At 57.8% G+C, this 15,334-nt stretch carries 14 protein-coding genes and 2 pseudogenes; 9 read left to right on the top strand and 7 right to left on the bottom strand.

The window, feature by feature from the left end:
* Positions 1 to 189 precede the first annotated feature (189 nt).
* The 3 genes from L0U84_RS36160 to L0U84_RS36150 all read left to right on the top strand — a co-directional run bounded on the left by L0U84_RS36160 (position 190) and on the right by L0U84_RS36150 (position 2,434).
* Entirely contained in the window at positions 190 to 972 is a 783-nt protein-coding gene (locus L0U84_RS36160; protein WP_233857636.1) for an SDR family NAD(P)-dependent oxidoreductase, read from the top strand.
* Between the two features lie 300 nt (positions 973 to 1,272).
* Positions 1,273 to 1,458 (top strand): hypothetical protein, encoded by a 186-nt coding sequence (locus tag L0U84_RS36155; protein WP_233857634.1) that lies wholly within the window; start codon positions 1,273 to 1,275, stop codon positions 1,456 to 1,458.
* A gap of 211 nt (positions 1,459 to 1,669) precedes the next feature.
* Complete coding sequence (locus L0U84_RS36150; RefSeq protein ID WP_233857632.1) at positions 1,670 to 2,434, top strand: GntR family transcriptional regulator; 765 nt, start codon at positions 1,670 to 1,672, stop codon at positions 2,432 to 2,434.
* Between the two features lie 281 nt (positions 2,435 to 2,715).
* On the opposite strand, the pseudogene L0U84_RS36145 reads toward L0U84_RS36150, so the two are convergent.
* Positions 2,716 to 2,870, bottom strand: a pseudogene (locus L0U84_RS36145) (DDE-type integrase/transposase/recombinase); the annotation flags it as partial.
* Between the two features lie 64 nt (positions 2,871 to 2,934).
* On the opposite strand from L0U84_RS36145, the gene L0U84_RS36140 reads away from it, so the two are divergent.
* Positions 2,935 to 3,576 carry a plasmid pRiA4b ORF-3 family protein gene (locus L0U84_RS36140; RefSeq protein ID WP_233857630.1) on the top strand — a complete coding sequence of 214 codons (642 nt, stop codon included), beginning with the start codon at positions 2,935 to 2,937 and terminating at the stop codon, positions 3,574 to 3,576.
* A gap of 13 nt (positions 3,577 to 3,589) precedes the next feature.
* Positions 3,590 to 4,365 (top strand): annotated as a pseudogene (locus tag L0U84_RS36135) (ISKra4 family transposase); the annotation flags it as partial.
* 81 nt (positions 4,366 to 4,446) lie between these two features.
* Here L0U84_RS36135 and L0U84_RS36130 read toward each other — a convergent pair.
* The 3 genes from L0U84_RS36130 to L0U84_RS36120 form a co-directional block, all read right to left on the bottom strand.
* Positions 4,447 to 5,598, bottom strand: coding sequence for a branched-chain amino acid ABC transporter substrate-binding protein (locus L0U84_RS36130; RefSeq protein ID WP_233857628.1), 1,152 nt, complete (start codon positions 5,596 to 5,598; stop codon positions 4,447 to 4,449).
* 401 nt (positions 5,599 to 5,999) lie between these two features.
* On the bottom strand, positions 6,000 to 6,749 hold the full coding sequence (locus L0U84_RS36125) for an SDR family NAD(P)-dependent oxidoreductase (protein ID WP_233857626.1): 750 nt from the start codon (positions 6,747 to 6,749) through the stop codon (positions 6,000 to 6,002).
* A gap of 261 nt (positions 6,750 to 7,010) precedes the next feature.
* The gene (locus tag L0U84_RS36120; protein WP_233857624.1) at positions 7,011 to 8,738 is read right to left on the bottom strand and encodes a dihydroxy-acid dehydratase; all 1,728 of its coding nucleotides are present in this window, start codon (positions 8,736 to 8,738) and stop codon (positions 7,011 to 7,013) included.
* Positions 8,739 to 9,473: 735 nt separating this feature from the next.
* Between L0U84_RS36120 and L0U84_RS43915 the strand changes: the two genes are divergently transcribed.
* Positions 9,474 to 9,755 (top strand): SDR family NAD(P)-dependent oxidoreductase, encoded by a 282-nt coding sequence (locus L0U84_RS43915; protein ID WP_326491231.1) that lies wholly within the window; start codon positions 9,474 to 9,476, stop codon positions 9,753 to 9,755.
* Complete coding sequence (locus L0U84_RS36115; protein WP_233857622.1) at positions 9,727 to 9,867, top strand: hypothetical protein; 141 nt, start codon at positions 9,727 to 9,729, stop codon at positions 9,865 to 9,867. The genes L0U84_RS43915 and L0U84_RS36115 overlap by 29 nt, the downstream gene beginning before the upstream one ends.
* A 10-nt stretch (positions 9,868 to 9,877) precedes the next feature.
* Here the strand turns inward: L0U84_RS36115 and L0U84_RS36110 are convergent, their stop codons facing one another.
* On the bottom strand, positions 9,878 to 10,630 hold the full coding sequence (locus tag L0U84_RS36110; protein ID WP_233857620.1) for a GntR family transcriptional regulator: 753 nt from the start codon (positions 10,628 to 10,630) through the stop codon (positions 9,878 to 9,880).
* Positions 10,631 to 10,867: 237 nt separating this feature from the next.
* Between L0U84_RS36110 and L0U84_RS36105 the strand changes: the two genes are divergently transcribed.
* On the top strand, positions 10,868 to 11,701 hold the full coding sequence (locus tag L0U84_RS36105; protein WP_233857618.1) for a GntR family transcriptional regulator: 834 nt from the start codon (positions 10,868 to 10,870) through the stop codon (positions 11,699 to 11,701).
* Positions 11,702 to 11,797: 96 nt separating this feature from the next.
* Here L0U84_RS36105 and L0U84_RS36100 read toward each other — a convergent pair whose 3' ends face one another.
* Together L0U84_RS36100 and L0U84_RS36095 are read right to left on the bottom strand one after the other, a co-directional pair.
* Positions 11,798 to 12,004 (bottom strand): tautomerase family protein, encoded by a 207-nt coding sequence (locus tag L0U84_RS36100; RefSeq protein WP_233857616.1) that lies wholly within the window; start codon positions 12,002 to 12,004, stop codon positions 11,798 to 11,800.
* A 19-nt stretch (positions 12,005 to 12,023) separates the two neighbouring features.
* Positions 12,024 to 12,809: an SDR family NAD(P)-dependent oxidoreductase gene (locus L0U84_RS36095; protein WP_233857614.1), complete on the bottom strand. Its 786-nt coding sequence runs from the start codon at positions 12,807 to 12,809 to the stop codon at positions 12,024 to 12,026.
* 443 nt (positions 12,810 to 13,252) lie between these two features.
* Between L0U84_RS36095 and L0U84_RS36090 the strand changes: the two genes are divergently transcribed.
* Positions 13,253 to 15,334, top strand: a complete 2,082-nt coding sequence (locus tag L0U84_RS36090; RefSeq protein WP_233857612.1) for a hydantoinase/oxoprolinase family protein — start codon at positions 13,253 to 13,255, stop codon at positions 15,332 to 15,334.

Below are 15,334 nucleotides of genomic sequence, written 5' to 3'. Positions count from 1 at the left end.
CGGAACGCTGGCCACTGATGCAAACGACCCCGAAAATCGTGCGCAAGACACAGTTCTGTTCTCACTACATTGCATCGAGGGTTTCGCAGTTTTTCGATGCAGAAGGAAGTCGGCTCGCACGATGGAGTGCGGACAGCAAAATCCGACTCTCGGTTGATCAATGAAGCAGCCACCTATTGAGGTTTAAACATGGGCAGTGATACGAAGCTGGTAGTGGTGACTGGCGGGGCAAGCGGTATCGGCGAGGCGACAGCCCGCCGCTTCGCAGCTGCTGGGATGACGGTCGTAATTGGCGATCTGAATTCGGAGCGTGGCAAGAGGGTGGCTGCCGAGCTTTCCGAGGTAGGACGGGACGTCTTCTTTTATCCGCTCGACCTCGGGTCCGACAATTCGATCGAGTTGTTCGCTGAGAAGGTTTTCAATTTGCATGGCGTACCCGAAGCATTGGTCAACTCGGGTGGCATTCTTCAAAATGCCGTACGTCTGCTCGACATGCCCATCGCCGAATTTGACCGGCTCTTCGACATTAATGTACGAGGAACACTCATGGTCTCCCGCGCGTTTGGCGCCGCCATGTGTGACGCTGGGAAGGGAGCGATCATCAACCTCTGTTCATTGACGACATTCAGAGCGTCAGCGCAGATCGGTTACGCGGTCGGGAAGGCGGGCCTCAAAATGCTTACGGAGGTGATGGCGGCTGAATGGGGGCCGAAGGGGGTTCGCGTCAATGCAGTGGCACCGGGCTATACGTTGACGCCTGCGATGCAGGCTCGAATTGATTCAGGCGAGCGCGATCCGGATGCCGTTGTTCAGAAGTCCGCTCTGCGGCGATTCGTTCGTCCCGACGAAGTTGCAGATACGATCTTCTTCCTGTGTTCTGAGAACGCATCCGCTATTACCGGGGTGACTCTTCCGATCGATTGTGGCTGGCTTGTCACGACCGCCTACTCGTCATATGCCGCTCAGCCTTGAATGGTTACGCAAATCGCCGAGGTGAAGCGCTGTTACGGGCATGCAGGTACTCATCCGTGAAATCGATTCCTCCAATTGGCCTCGTGGCGGAATTCCGGCCTAAGAGAGCGTTTGAAGTGCTTTTAGATCGCGTGGCACGATGTCTTTCGATCTCGAGGTGGCATTGCGAGAATACCATCTTTCGTCACAGCCAAAAAAGGTCATTGTGCAGTATGTAGTGTCATGTCAATAGGCTGGGTGCAGTTTGTTTCAAATGGCTGGAAGAGACAGGCGATTATCCTCCATGGATCAGGAGTCAAAATGTGCTACGGCACCAATATGAGTCAATCACGACTTGCCGACGATGATATGGACGTGCAAATTCAGGATCGACGCACCGTCGATGGAATCGCGGTCAAACCCAATCGCGTCTCGAACTGGGCATGGGTGGACAATGGTCGCTACGACTGGATGGATTCGCACGTTCCATCGGCGAGCCTTGAATAGGTTTCGAAGAGCGCTTGCATGGCGGTGTCACGCGAAGTACCTGAAGTCACGGGAAGGAGCGACCTGATGCGGTCCAGCGGCGGCTGCCGGCAGACTCGTTCTCCGTTTTGATACCGTCTTGAGCATGGGGATGACGAGGCAATGGATCGGCCGCCCCCAGTAGCGCTGCACACAAGTGCTATATCGAGAGCAATATTTTTCAGGAAGGATCATGGCGAAGCCATCAGTTGAACACCAGCCAGGCAAAGAAACGGGTGCTGCTCGTGTTTGCAGAATACTGCGAAATGAGATTCTGGCGATGAAACTGGTGCCAGGGATGCCACTTGATGAGGTCGGTCTGGCAGAGCGTTTCAATACATCGCGTTCTCCGGTGCGGGAAGCGCTTGTTCGGCTTTCAGCAGATGGCCTCGTCACTATTCTCGCCAATCGCAGCACGGTCGTGACTCCAATGGATTTCGCGCGCGTCCCGGAGTTTCTTGATGCGCTCGACCTGCTTCAACGAGTCACCACGCGACTCGCCGCGCTAAACAGAACTCCCGCGGATCTTGTCAAAATCCAGGAGGCGGCGAGGGCCTACGAAAAGGGCGTCGCAGCAAGTTTCAAATCAGGAAACAGCCTGGCAATGGTCGAGACCAGTTACGAATTTCATATGACGATCGCACGAGCCGGACGCAATGTCTATTTCGCGGACCTGTACCGACGCTTGCTGGGCGAAGGTCAACGTATGCTGCATCTGCATTTTGGATTCAAGGCACTGGACCCTGAGATCTCCGCTGAGAAGATGGCTAGCGACCATGCGGAAATGCTGGACGCGATTGAACGCGGCGATGCAGACAAGGCAGAAGAATACGCACATCGGCACGCTGTGCGTTTCAAGGGCAGGTTCATGCAGTTCATGGACCGGAATCTCACCGCAGATGTACCTTTGAATTACAGCCTGCCGTCTCAGGAAGAGGCACCCATACCTGTCGAGTAGTCCGCTATTTCAGGTCGGATCCGAAGCGTGATGTCGATCGCGCGGCAACATGCACCATTAACGACCTCCGTCGATCAAAGGGAGTCGCTGAGGCGCTATGCGGTGGTCTACCTGATATGTGTATTTTGAGGCCACGGGCTCTGCCAGCGTACCGCCAACCGACCACATCGGGCTTTGTCGCAGTAACGCTCGCAGAACGAGCGAAATCGATATGCAAAGTACTGCTTATGTTGCTAGACCGTGGAATCGGTCAGCAGCCAGAATGGCGCGCCCGAGACAGTACGCCGGGCTGCAGCCTTGTCCCGATGGGCGCGCAGCGGGAGTCGATAGTGTTGCCGTCCCTGTCGACTGCCCGAGAGAGATATTTCCAGCCGCCCCTGACGCGGATGTAAGTCTCATCCATTCGCCAACTTGTTCCAACCGGCCGCTTGCGACGGGGAGAGCGGAACAAAGTGGGGGCTGGAAGGTATGGCCCTGAATTTTGGTAAGCTTGTGTGATCATGGACGAGGAACCGGGCGTCGGTATTTATCGGCTCCACGTATGGCTTCACCAGATCAGTCCGATGATCTGGCGACGACTTCTGGTGCGCAGCGATACCACGATCACCGATCTGCACTACATCCTGCAGATCGCCTTTGGCTGGAGCGATGAGCATCTGAACCGCTTTCATATCCATGGCCAGGACTACGGCGTTTCCCATGACGGTGGAATCGACTTCTCGACCGATCCGGAACACGTCCGGTTGGGCGATTTCCGTTTTCACGTCAACGAACGGTTTCTCTACGAATACGATTTCAACGATGGATGGGCACGCCAGGTGCGCGTTGAGGCGCGCTTGGGGCTGGAAGAGAAACGCATCTATCCGTGCTGCATCGGTGGCAAGCGCCGGGCGCCGCCAGAGGACTGTGGCGGCCCGTTTGCCTTCATGACCCGCCGTGACGAATTCCCGCTGCGAGTCGAGGAATTGGTTGAAGAGATCCGGGGCGACCTCGACGCCAACGATCTGGAATCGATTCGCAATCGGGTCGGGGACATCGACGAACTGCGCGAATGGCTGAACCGGGACAGCTTCGACCGGCGCGCGGTCAACCGCCTACTCAAGCAATACGTAACGGACGACGAATCCTGGAGGCGGCAGTAGAAAGGAGCAGGCCGTGAAGATCCGAATACAGGTGGTGATTGACGCCGAGGATGGCGAAGCGGAAAAAATCGCGGAGGTCGTGCGGCTGGAACGTAGCTCGCTACGACCAGAGGATCTGGGCCTGACGCTTGCGGAGGCCAGGTCGCTGCTGCGCGGCATGCAGCAAACCATCGTTACCGCGCAGGTCGAGGAATACCTCGCGCGGTTTGCGACCTGTCCGCACTGTGGCCGCCGTCGAACCCACAAGGGAAAACATACCGTCATCTATCGAACCGTGTTCGGCAAATTGAACCTCGCCAGTCCCCGGCTCTACGATTGCCCCTGCCAGAAGTCGGGCCGGCGGCGCCGGAATTGCTGTATCTGGAAACCAGGTTTGCGTCGCTCATGTCCTATGGCCTGAGCGTCGAAGTGCTGAGCGAAGTCTTGCCCATCGCCGACAAAATCACACCTGCGACGGTACGACGACAACTCCATGCCGTCGCGGAACGGATCGAGAATGAGCTGGGCGATGAACAGTTCACGTTCATCGAAGGTAGTCCAAGCGAGTGGGCGAAACAGCCGCCGCCGGGGCCGCCCTTGACGGTCGGACTGGATGGCGGCTATGTTCACGCGTCGGACCAGAAATCCAGAACGGAGGGATGGTTCGAAGTGGTTGCTGGCAAGAGCGGCCAGACCGAAGGTGGCGCCAAGGTCTTTGCCTTCGTCAACCAGTATGACGAGAAGCCCAGGCGCAGGTTGTATGAGGTGCCTACAAGCCGTTGTTTGTCGAGCGCGTCACCCGCCTTATTCGCGAAGACATTCCCTGAAAATGAGTGACTCAGCGAGCGCGCGACGCCGCTCATGTTGTCTGCTGGAGCCACTCAAGTAATGTCACTTACCGCCTGTCTGTGCCACGTCGAGAACTTGCCATTTGCCATTCTGCTCCTGATACAGGGTTGCACTGGCGCCCGCGCGGTCGCCGTTCTTTGTGAATGAGACGGGACCTGTAACGCCCTCGAAACTAACCGTATGCAATACCGGGAGATACTTCTTTGGATCAGTGGAGTCTGCCTTTTTCATCGCGTTTATCAGAGCCCATGTGGCGTCGTAGGATTGCGGGGCATATTGCACGATTCCCACTCCGAAGCGCGCCTTCATTTTGGTTTCCAGTTCGGCAGCACGGGGCATTCTATCGAGAGGAAGACCATACTCCCAGCTGTACATGCCCTTGGTAGCCTCGCCTCCAAGCTTCAGGAAATTCTCGTTTGTAAAGCCGCCTTCGCCCATGAACTTGATCGTGATGCCCAGTTGACGGAGTTGCTTTACCAAAGCAGCTGCCTGGGCGTATTGCCCGATATAGACAATCAAATCTGGCTGCTCACCTTTGATGATCGTGAGAATCCCCCGGAAATCCACTGAATTCGCCTGCGTATACTGACGGGTCGCGATTGTTCCGCCGGTTTTCTTCACCGCTTTGCCGAACTCAGTTGCGAAGTTCGACCCGTAATCGGTGCTGTCGTCGATCGTCGCGATGCGTTTGGCGTTGAGCTTCTTGATGCTGTAATCGGCGGCAAGAGTCGCCATCTGATCGTCGTTGTTCTGAATGCGGAAAGTCGTATTGAGGCCCTGTGTCGTATAGGAGGGGGAACTCGATGTCGGCGACATCTCAGGGATTCCAGCCTTTGCATAGACAGATGCTGCCGCGATCGAGCAGCCCGAGTTGTAGTGGCCAATCACACCGGCGACTTCTTCATCGGCAAAATGTTGTGCAACCAGGACGGCGGTCTTCGGATCGCCAGCGTCGTCTTGAGAATCAAGTTGAAACTGCACCTTCTTTCCGCCGATGACCAGGCCCGCCTTGTTCGCGTCGTCGATTGCGATCCGTGCAGCATTCTCCATATCCTTACCAGATTGCGCGGAGAACCCAGTCAAGGGGCCGGCAAAACCCAATTTAACGATTTGCACATCCTGGGAATGTGCTCCGACCGAAGCTGCGCAGAACAACGAGAGGACAGTCAGCTTCAATGCACTTCGACGCAACATTTTCGACTCCTGTTAATCATTTGGACCGTGGCGCGTCGGTAAAGCGACGCACCGCGCGGCACCACGCTTGTGACACCGTTTGAAATCGATAACTTTACGAAGTACATTTCTGCGCTCATCCTTGCCCCGCGAACTGTCAGGGGAATGGTGGCCGTCCATAGAACCGGGCGATGATCTCGCAAGCTTCACGGGGAGGTAGCAGCTTCTACGCATTCGGTTGTCAGCCATTGAGAGAATTATCTATCTGCTCATTCAGACTTTTTCTGGGGTGAAACTGACCCATGACGAGCCGTCCTCCAACCGCCCAGCTTCATTGAAGACGATTCTCGTCCGCTGTCAGCCTCCCAGTGTCTCTGACTACTGGCATTTCGTTGTATGTGGCTCGAATCTGATTTAAGACCTCAGATGAGGCCACCGTTGACATGGAGTGATTGACCCGTGATGTAGCTCGCATCGCGAGACAGGAGGAATTCGATAGCCGCGGCAATGTCAGTCGGCTGACCCAGCCGCCGTAGCGGAATCCGTGCAGCGGTCTCGGCCATCTGCTCCTCTGTGAGCCTGTGATCCGTGCCAGCATCCTTGTGCACAAACCCCGGCACGACACAGTTGACAGTGATACCCTTGCCGCCAAAATACAGGGCGAGACTGCGCACAGCCGTTTCAAGGGCACCTTTTGATGCTGCCGACAAAGGAGCCTGGAAAAGATCGGTACGAAAGACGTGTGCATTGATGCTTCCAACTGCAACCATGCGGCCGGCCGGTGATTCCGCAAGCAGCGGTGCGGCGGTTCGCGCCAGGGCGAAGAAGCTGTACACATTTCCCTTGAATGCGTAGTCGAGGTCAGCAAAGCTCCCCTCGTCGAAGCTCTTCATCACTGGAAATCCCGCGTTAGCAACGATCGCGTCGAGCCGGCCGAATTCCTTCCGTGCGGCACCGATCAACCTGCCGGGAAGTTCTTCGTCAGTCAGATCACCCAGAACTGTAACAACCCTGGTTCCCTTCGAAGCCAGGACAGCCGCGACTTTCTCCAACTGATCACGCGATTTCCGAGCGTGCAGCACAAGGCCCTGGTATGCGCCCGCAAGTCGTATTGCAGTAGCAGCACCTATGCCGGTCGACGCGCCGGTGATTAACACAGTTCTTTCGTCCATTCATCCCGCCCTAAGCAAGGTTTATCCATTGCCTGCGACAAAAAAGTGGACGCCCAGGCGGACGAGCCATTCTGGCGCGAACTCGTAGAAATCATTCAAGTCGACTAACGGCGCTCAATGAGGGTGAAAGTGCCAATCTGAAGCCTTGGCCATTCAACATGTTGCTTTCGTCTCACGATTTCCAATCGCCGGAGCTGATGACGCCAACTCTGTTGTTATTGGGCGCGCCGCCGCCTTATCCGCGCGCTCGCGGCATTGGCGTTAGAACGGGCGTCGCGCCGGCGCAGCGTTACCGCTGCTTCCCACGAGAAAGTCAAAGTCGAGTCCCTTGTCCGCCTGCAGAACGTGCTCAACGAAAAGCCTCTCGTAACCGCGGGTACTGGATGCCTGCGATAGTCGGAGTTCGCTGCGGCGGCGCTCGAGTTCCCCATGAGGCACCTGCAGCTCCAGAACACCTTGTTCGACGTCGAGGGAAATCGTGTCGCCTTCCTGGACGAGCGCAAGCGGTCCGCCGACAGACGATTCTGGTGAAACGTGCAGCACCACGGTCCCATAAGCGGTCCCACTCATTCGCCCGTCCGAAATACGAACCATATCCGTGACACCCGCAGCCAGCAATTTCGCGGGAAGACGGATGTTGCCCAGTTCGGGCATGCCGGGATAGCCACGCGGTCCGATGCCCTTCAGCACGAGGACGCTGTCGGCGTCGACATCGAGATTCGGATCATCGATCCGCGCATCGAGGTCCTCGACGCTATCGAAGACAACCGCCCGGCCAGTGTGCCTGAGTAGCCGCGGGCTGGCCGCGGACGGTTTGATCACCGCGCCGTTCGGCGCGAGATTGCCACGCAGAATGCGCAAGGCATTTTGCGGCTTGACGGGCTCATCGATGCGCGAGATCACCGCCGTATCCGTGGACTGGATGCCTTCAAGGTTTTCGCCAACGGTCGTTCCTGAGACGGTTAGCGCGTCAAGGTGCAGTTTGCTTCGCAGTTCACCCATCAGCGCACGCACGCCACCGGCGCCGTAGAATTCCTCGGCTAGAAACTTTCCGTTGGGCAGCACGTTTGCCATCAAATGAATGCCGTCGCAGTTCTTTTCAAAATCGTCGAGCGTCAGTTCGATGTCGAGGCGTCCGGCGAGCGCGATCAGGTGGATGATCGCGTTTGTGCTCCCGCCAAGCGCGGCGTTAACGCGGATCGCGTTTTCGAGTGCGCGACGGTCGACAACCTTCGAAAAGGTCAAATCCTCGCGGACCATCTCGACAATCCGGCGGCCAGCCAGCTGCGAAGAGCTATAGCGCCGACCATCTACAGCCGGAATAGCTGCGGTACCGGTCAGACTGAGACCAAGGGCTTCGGCAATCGAACCCATCGTCGACGCCGTACCCATCGTGTTGCAGTGGCCATTGCTGCGCGACATGCCGTATTCGGCGTCGAGAAACGCTGCCTTCGACATTCTGCCGCCGCGATAGTCGGCGTGCATTCTGAAGATATCGGTACCGGAACCCACAGTCCGGTCTCCGACGCGACCGCTAATCATCGCGCCGCCATGGACGAGAATCGTAGGCAGGTCGACGCTTGCCGCGCCCATCATGTAGGCGGGCGCGGTGTTGTCGCATCCGGACAGTAACACCACTGCGTCGAGCGGATTGGCGCGAAGTGTTGCCTCGAGTTCCATGCTCATCAGATTGCGGAAGAGCATGCCGCTTGGCCGCATCAGCATGTCACCGATGGACATGGTCGGAAACACCAACGGATAGCCTCCCGCCTCGAGCACGCCTTTGACGATTGCATCGGCGATACCCGTGAGATGTGCGTTGCACGGAACGAGGTCCGACGCAGAATTGGCGATCCCAATCACGGGACGCCCCTCGAACATGTCGGGGAGTGCGCCGCGGGCCTTCAAATGAGTCCTGTGTTCGAAGCCCGTGTTATCGATGCGTTTGAACCATGCTTCACTGCGGAGCGACCGCTCTACGTTAGCCATGCTGACCTCATTAAATATCGAAAACGACGGGACGATCAGCCCCAGCGCTAAAGAGGATTTCGACCCTGCGATTCTCTCCAGGTAACCTGACCTCTGTCGTCGAGAAATTCGAGGTCCGTGAAGGTGCCGCCGATATCGACGCGATGCGTGCGCTTGCCATAGTTTCATCCGTCCGATACCGAATTGATGCCTGTGGTGACCGGTGCCGGCGCCCGGAGGGCCGAGATGATATGCCCCTGAACGCGTCTTCGACCACCTCCGCGTTTCGCTACTACCTTGCGTAAGTCACTGCCACGTACGTCTGCGCGATACGAGACCGCGGTGCCTTGCCGTGTGTCGTCATGACAAACCGGTAGCCGGGCGTGTAGGGCGGGGCGAATTCGTCTGGGTGGCCCTCATCAGCAAGCGCTGCGGCAAGTGAGGTAAGAATCCACTTAAGAACCTTCACGACGGTCCTCCATGCGTTAGTCATCCTGTGAGCATATTGTCGATCAAAGGACGACAATGTCAACATGGAAAAGTTGGAGAGCTTGACTTCGTGGGCCGAAAAGCCCGTGTGACAATGGATTCAAGGCGTAATAGTGGAAAACACCAAGGCCTGTTGTGCGCTAATTCACCATATCGTTACCTGGCACTCTATGGTCGAGGTGAAAGTATTGTCGACATGTAGTCGACGAAAAATCGTCGAGGATTTTTAGACAGAAACGGCCGTTACGCTCTGGATCAGAGGCGTCGATGGCGGCCTTCAATGCGGCCGTTCGACAGGGGCGGCAACCACTAGCGGAGGTTCAAGATATGGCAACCACTTCAAAGCTGGTCGTTGTAACGGGTGGGGCGAGTGGGATCGGTGAGGCTACGGCGCGCCGCTTTACAGGTTCGGGTGCGATGGTCGTCATAGGCGATCTGAACCCGGAGCGCGGAAAGAAGGTCGTCGCAGATCTGTGCGAGTCGGGCCTGAAGACCTGTCTTTTACCCATTGGATCTCGGCTTGGACAAATCGATCGAGTTGTTTGCTGAGAACGTTCTCAGAACACATGGCGTTCCTGATGTGCTGTTTAACTCGGGCGGCATTCTTCAAAACGCGGTGCGTCGTGCTCCGCGACGAACAAACGACGTCGAAGTCGCGTAAGTACACTCACTCACGTTTCCTGGCGACGTCGCGGGTTCAGATTCTTCAGGCGCCCCGTCGATCCAGGGTGTTCCGTATCAGGCAGTTGAGATTCAAGGGACAGCAGATGCGCTGTCAGCTTCTTTCCTTCAATCAGGTTGTGCTCCTCGGACAGCCTTCCCGCCTTGTCGACGTCCTTGGCGAGCAGTGCCTGAACGATGGGTCGATGCTGTTCGATCAGATCCTGCCCGTCACTCGCGAGTTCGTCGCTCGACCGGATGAAGATACGGATTTGCCGCTCGACGATCTCGTATTGCATTCGAAGCCGCTCGTGATCTGACAGGTCGATGATCGTCTTGTGGAGCGCGAAATCCGCTTCGGCAATCGCCTCTGCATCGGCGCGTGCGCAACACTTTTCGAGTATCGCGAAACGGGAGCTGATCGTCTTGTGCTTGTGTCGATCGAGTTTCGATGCAACCAGTTGGGCCGCGAGCCTCTCCAGGCTCGACCTCAACGTGTACAGTTCCCACGCGTCCCTGGAAGTCAGCGCCACAACCGTCCAGCCGGTGTACGGCACCAGCTTCGTCAATCCCTCCCGGGCCAGTTGATGCAACGCCGCTCTTACAGTGGCGCGAGAGAGACCCAGATGCTCGGATAGCTGCAATTCGGTGATGCGGGAGCCTGCGGGTATGTCGCCGCAGGTGATGGCTTGTCGAAGTACATCGACCGCCTGCGCTCCCATTGATTGCTTGATGATTTTCGGAATGGCAAGGGCAGACGACATTATCTGGGCGGACCGGAAAGGATGAGGTTGGGCTGTGCCCGAAAGTGCGAAAGCCGCCGCATTCAGGACACAAATAATTGTAGCTAATAAACTTTCTGGGGCGAAGCGAGCGTCGCCTTCGGGTCAACCATACCCCGTCAAGTGCACATGAATGTGCGGGAAAGTAGTAGAATTGTCGGCAAGATGTCGACAATGTTTCGGCCCCGGAGTCACTTCGACCCGCAACCAGGATTTGTTATGGCAAAGTCAGCAGAGCAACCCGTCGACGCAGCAAAAGAGACGGGCACGTCACGCGTCTATCTGACGCTGCGCAACGAAATTTTGACCATGAAGATCGCCCCAGGCACCCATCTCGATGAGTTGGGCGTGGGGGAGCGGTTTTCTGTGTCCCGCTCGCCGGTTCGTGAGGCGCTCGTTCGACTCTCGGCCGAAGGTCTGGTGACGATTCTCCCGAATCGGGGAAACGTCGTCACGCCCATCGATTTCCAGCGAGTCCCCGAGTTCCTCGATGCACTGGACCTTCTTCAGCGCGTCACGCATCGCCTGGCTGCCGTACATCGGACGGCAGACGACATACGCGCCATCAATGCTGCACACAAGGCGTATCTGAAGGGGGTTGCTGAGAGCATCAAGACCGGCGACAGCCTGCCAATGATCGAGCGCAATTACGAGTTCCACATGGCAATCGCGAAAGCGGGGCGCAACGCTTATTTCGCGGATCTGTACCGGCGCTTGCTCGACGAAGGGCGGCGAATGCTGCATTTGCATTTGAAGTACAAGGCGCTGGATCCGACCATCACGCCCGAAGGGATGGCTGCGCACCATACCGAGATGCTGCAGGCTATCGAGGAAGGTGACGCCGATCGCGCAGAGGCCTGGGCCCATGAGCACGCGACCCAGTTCAAGGGACGCTTCATGGAGTATCTGGATCGCAATCTCACCGCACAGATTCCGGTCAAGTTCGCCTCCAAAAGCTCGTCGCGCAGAGCTACGTCGACCGATGAGCGGCAGGAAAAGAGACGTTCCAGTCAGACCAAGGCGGAGAAGGAAACGAGCTCGTCACCCAACTGAGCGTCACTCAACTGAGCTCTGGCGCAATGCGCCAGAGCGTTGCGGCAAATTCATCGGTTTGACCGGTCGCAAGCTCAGTCGACCGGCATTCACCCTCTAGCTCTCGCTGCCGGGAGCTTCTTTCCTCGACGCCAGCTTGCCGCCTACCGCCCAACTGGAGCGCGGCACTTCGCTGAAGACGATCTGCACATCCTGAAGCGCGCATTTTGCGATGCGAGCTGTTTCGCGGGTGAGTACGTCTGCGAGTTCGATCTTCTGTTCTTCCGTCCTGCCGGACAGCATTTCCAATGTGAGGATGGGCATTTCAGATCCTTTCTGAGGGTTATGCGGGTTGTGATGCATACGCCTGATACGCCGTGCTGACGAGCCAGCCGCAGTCAATAGGCAGGGTGACGCCCGTGATGGCCGCCGCCTCAGGCGAGCAGAGGAAATAGATGGCGTCCGCCACCTCGGAAGGCTTGACGAATCGACGCAGCGCCGACTTGCTGATGACCGCATCGGGATCGCGTTGACCCGCGTCGATGCGTGCCTGCATCGCCTGAGTCAGCGTGTAGCCCGGTGCCACGGCATTCACGCGGATACCCTTGGGGCCCCATTCCGCCGCGATGGTTTCGGTCAGCAGCTTGAGGCCCGATTTGCCAACCGCGTATCCAATCTGCGCCGAAGGGCGAAACGTCGTCATCGAACAAAGATTGACGATAGACCCTTGCCCCGCTTCGCACATGAACTTCCCAAACGCGCGTGACGCGACGAGCGTGCCTCGCACATTGATCTGAAACAGTCGATCGAATTCCGCCAGTTCGAGGTCGAGCAGGCGGACCGCGTTCTGCAGGATCCCGCCTGCGTTCACCAGTGCGGCCGGGACGCCTTGTTCGCGAACGACTGCATCAGCGAAGCGCGTGACGGAGACCTCATCGGCCAGATCCACCTGATAGAACCGGGCATCGGCGCCCGCCTTGCGCAGCGATGCGACCACCTTTTCCCCACCTTCTGCGTTGACGTCCGCCACCGCCAGACGCCAGCCGGCTCGTGCGAAGCGCTGCACGGTTGCTTCGCCAATCCCACTCGCGCCACCGGTCACAACGATCAGGTTGGATTCGTCTTTCATAAGTGCCTCTCTATCTAGATGTAAAACGACTGCACCGAGCAGGTTTGTCGGTTTTAAGTCGATCTTATGTCGACAATATTTTCATGGTCATCGACCGATGTCAAGGCCACGTTGTTCGGGTTTCTTCCGATTAGGTTAACCACCTATTAGGCGCTCTAATCCATACCCAGTATGTGTTTGCCGCGACAGAGCCAGCGCGATATTTTTTTTATCTTTGACTTTGTCGTCATTTGATCGACAATGCAGCACATGGAACGGCGACGAATTTTTACCGCGAAGCAGCACTTTTCGCGAACCAGATAATTGGCGCCAATGATCCATAACTCCCTGAAGTTCGATTCGTATGTGACGAGCTGTCGTGGGATTCGCTGTGGTCTTTCAACTAGGTAACGAGCGCCTCGTCCGGAACCCGGCACGAGGACTCGAGAACATCGGGAATCGATATGGCAAGCGCGAGAATCGGCGTCGACATCGGCGGTACTTTCACGGACCTTGTTTTGCTCGACGATAAGGGCAACGTTCACTTCACCAAGGTCTCGTCCACACCCAAGGCGCCGGAAGAGGCGGTGCTGACAGGTGTCGAGCGCATCCTTGAGCAGTCCGGTCTGGCAACGGCCGACGTGAAGGAAGTGCTTCACGGCACGACGGTCGGATCCAACACGATGTTGCAGAAGGTGGGCGCGAAGTGCGGTCTGATCACGACTAAGGGCTTCCGTGACGTGCTTGAGATCGGTCGCGTGCGTACGCCCACGATGTTCGATCTGTCCTGGGACAAACCCGTGCCGCTCGCGGAGCGCCGCTACCGCCTGGAGATCAACGAGCGTGTTCTGGCATCGGGTGAGGTCCTGCGCCCGACACCCGTCGATGAGGTCATCAAGGCGGGCGAATTCTTCCAGAAGGAAGGTATCGAGTCCGTCGCGATCTGCTTCATCAACTCGTACAAGAACGGTGCGAACGAAGCTGCCGCGCTCGAAGCGTTTCAGCGTGCCTTCCCGGACATCAGCGTGACCGCTTCGATTTCCGTGCTGCCGGAACTTCGCGAGTACGAGCGCACGTCGACGACGGTCGTGAACGCCTATGTCCTGCCTGCTCTTCGCACCTATCTCCAACGTCTGGAGTCGGGCCTCAAACAAATCGGCGTGAAGGCGCCTTTGCTCGTGAGCAATTCGAACGGCGGTCTGTCCAGCGCCCGGGTCGCGCAGGACACGCCGGTGTTCTTTATTTCGTCGGGACGTTCCGCAGGCGTGGTCGGCGCGGGCCGTCTCGGCGATGCACGCAAGGACAAGGATCTCGTCGTGTTCGACATGGGTGGCACGACTGCGTCGGCATCGCTCATTCACGACGGACAACTGGCACGCACCAACGAGTATGAGTTCCGCGCCGGCATCTCGACGCCGAGCCGCTTCATCAAGGCGGGCGGCTACATGATGCGGGTGCCGACGATTGACGTCGCTGAAGTGGGAAGCGGAGCGGGTTCGATCGCCTGGATCGATGCGGGTGGTCTCCTGAACGTAGGTCCTGTGTCCGCAGGCGCCTTTCCCGGGCCGGTCTGCTACGGCATCGGCGGCGAGAAGCCGACCGTGACCGACGCCAACGCCATCCTCGGCTTCCTCCCGCAGCGTCTGGCAGGCGGCACGATGGAACTCAAGATCGCCGCCGCGCGCGACGCCGTCGATACGCTGCTCGCCAAACCGCTCGGCATCAAGGTCGAAGAGGCAGCCGTCGGCATTCGCGAAGTGGTGAACGTCAACATGGCGCGCACGATCAAGGCCGTGACGGTTGAACGCGGCGTCGATCCGCGTGACTTCACGCTCGTCGCCTTCGGTGGCTCAGGGCCGGTTCACGCCTGCGATCTGGCGCGCGCGCTCGACATGAAGAAGGTGGTCTTTCCGGCAGCTCCTGGCGTCTTCACTGCGATGGGCATGCTCGCGGGCGCGGTCGAACGCTACTTCGTGAGGCCATCGCTCAATCTGCTGGATTCGCTCGACATCGATGCGCTGGCAGAAAGCATCGCGCAAATGCGCGAAGACGCTCGCCGCGCGCTGGCTGACGAAGGCTATTCGGCGGACCGGATTCAATACGTTTTCGATCTGGACATGCGCTTCAAAGGCCAGGACTACGAGATTCCGGTCCCATTGCCGGAGCAACTGAACGGATCGACACGCGAGACATTGCGCAAGGCGTTCCGCGATGCTTATACAGGCATCTACGGATACGCATCGAACGACGCGATCGAGTGCGCGAACGTGCGTCTGCTCGCACGCGGCATCGCGGCCAGCACGCTCGATTTCAACGATATCCGCAGCTCGAAAGCGGCCAATGTCGAGCAATCGGCGTCCACGCGACGCGTCTACTTTGACCGCCAGACCGGCTGGATCGATACACCGATCCTGCCGCGCTCGAAGCTCGACAAGACCATCACTGGTCCGGTCATCCTCGAAAGTTCCGACACCACCATCGTCATTCCGCCGGGCTGGCGCGTGAGCACCGACAAGGTGGGCAGTGTCATCGCGTCGATCGAATGA

This window comes from Paraburkholderia sp. HD33-4 (assembly GCF_021390635.1).
Lineage (GTDB): Bacteria > Pseudomonadota > Gammaproteobacteria > Burkholderiales > Burkholderiaceae > Paraburkholderia.
The sequence above is the reverse complement of the archived record's forward strand: the minus strand, read 5'-3'. Positions and strand labels throughout refer to the sequence as shown.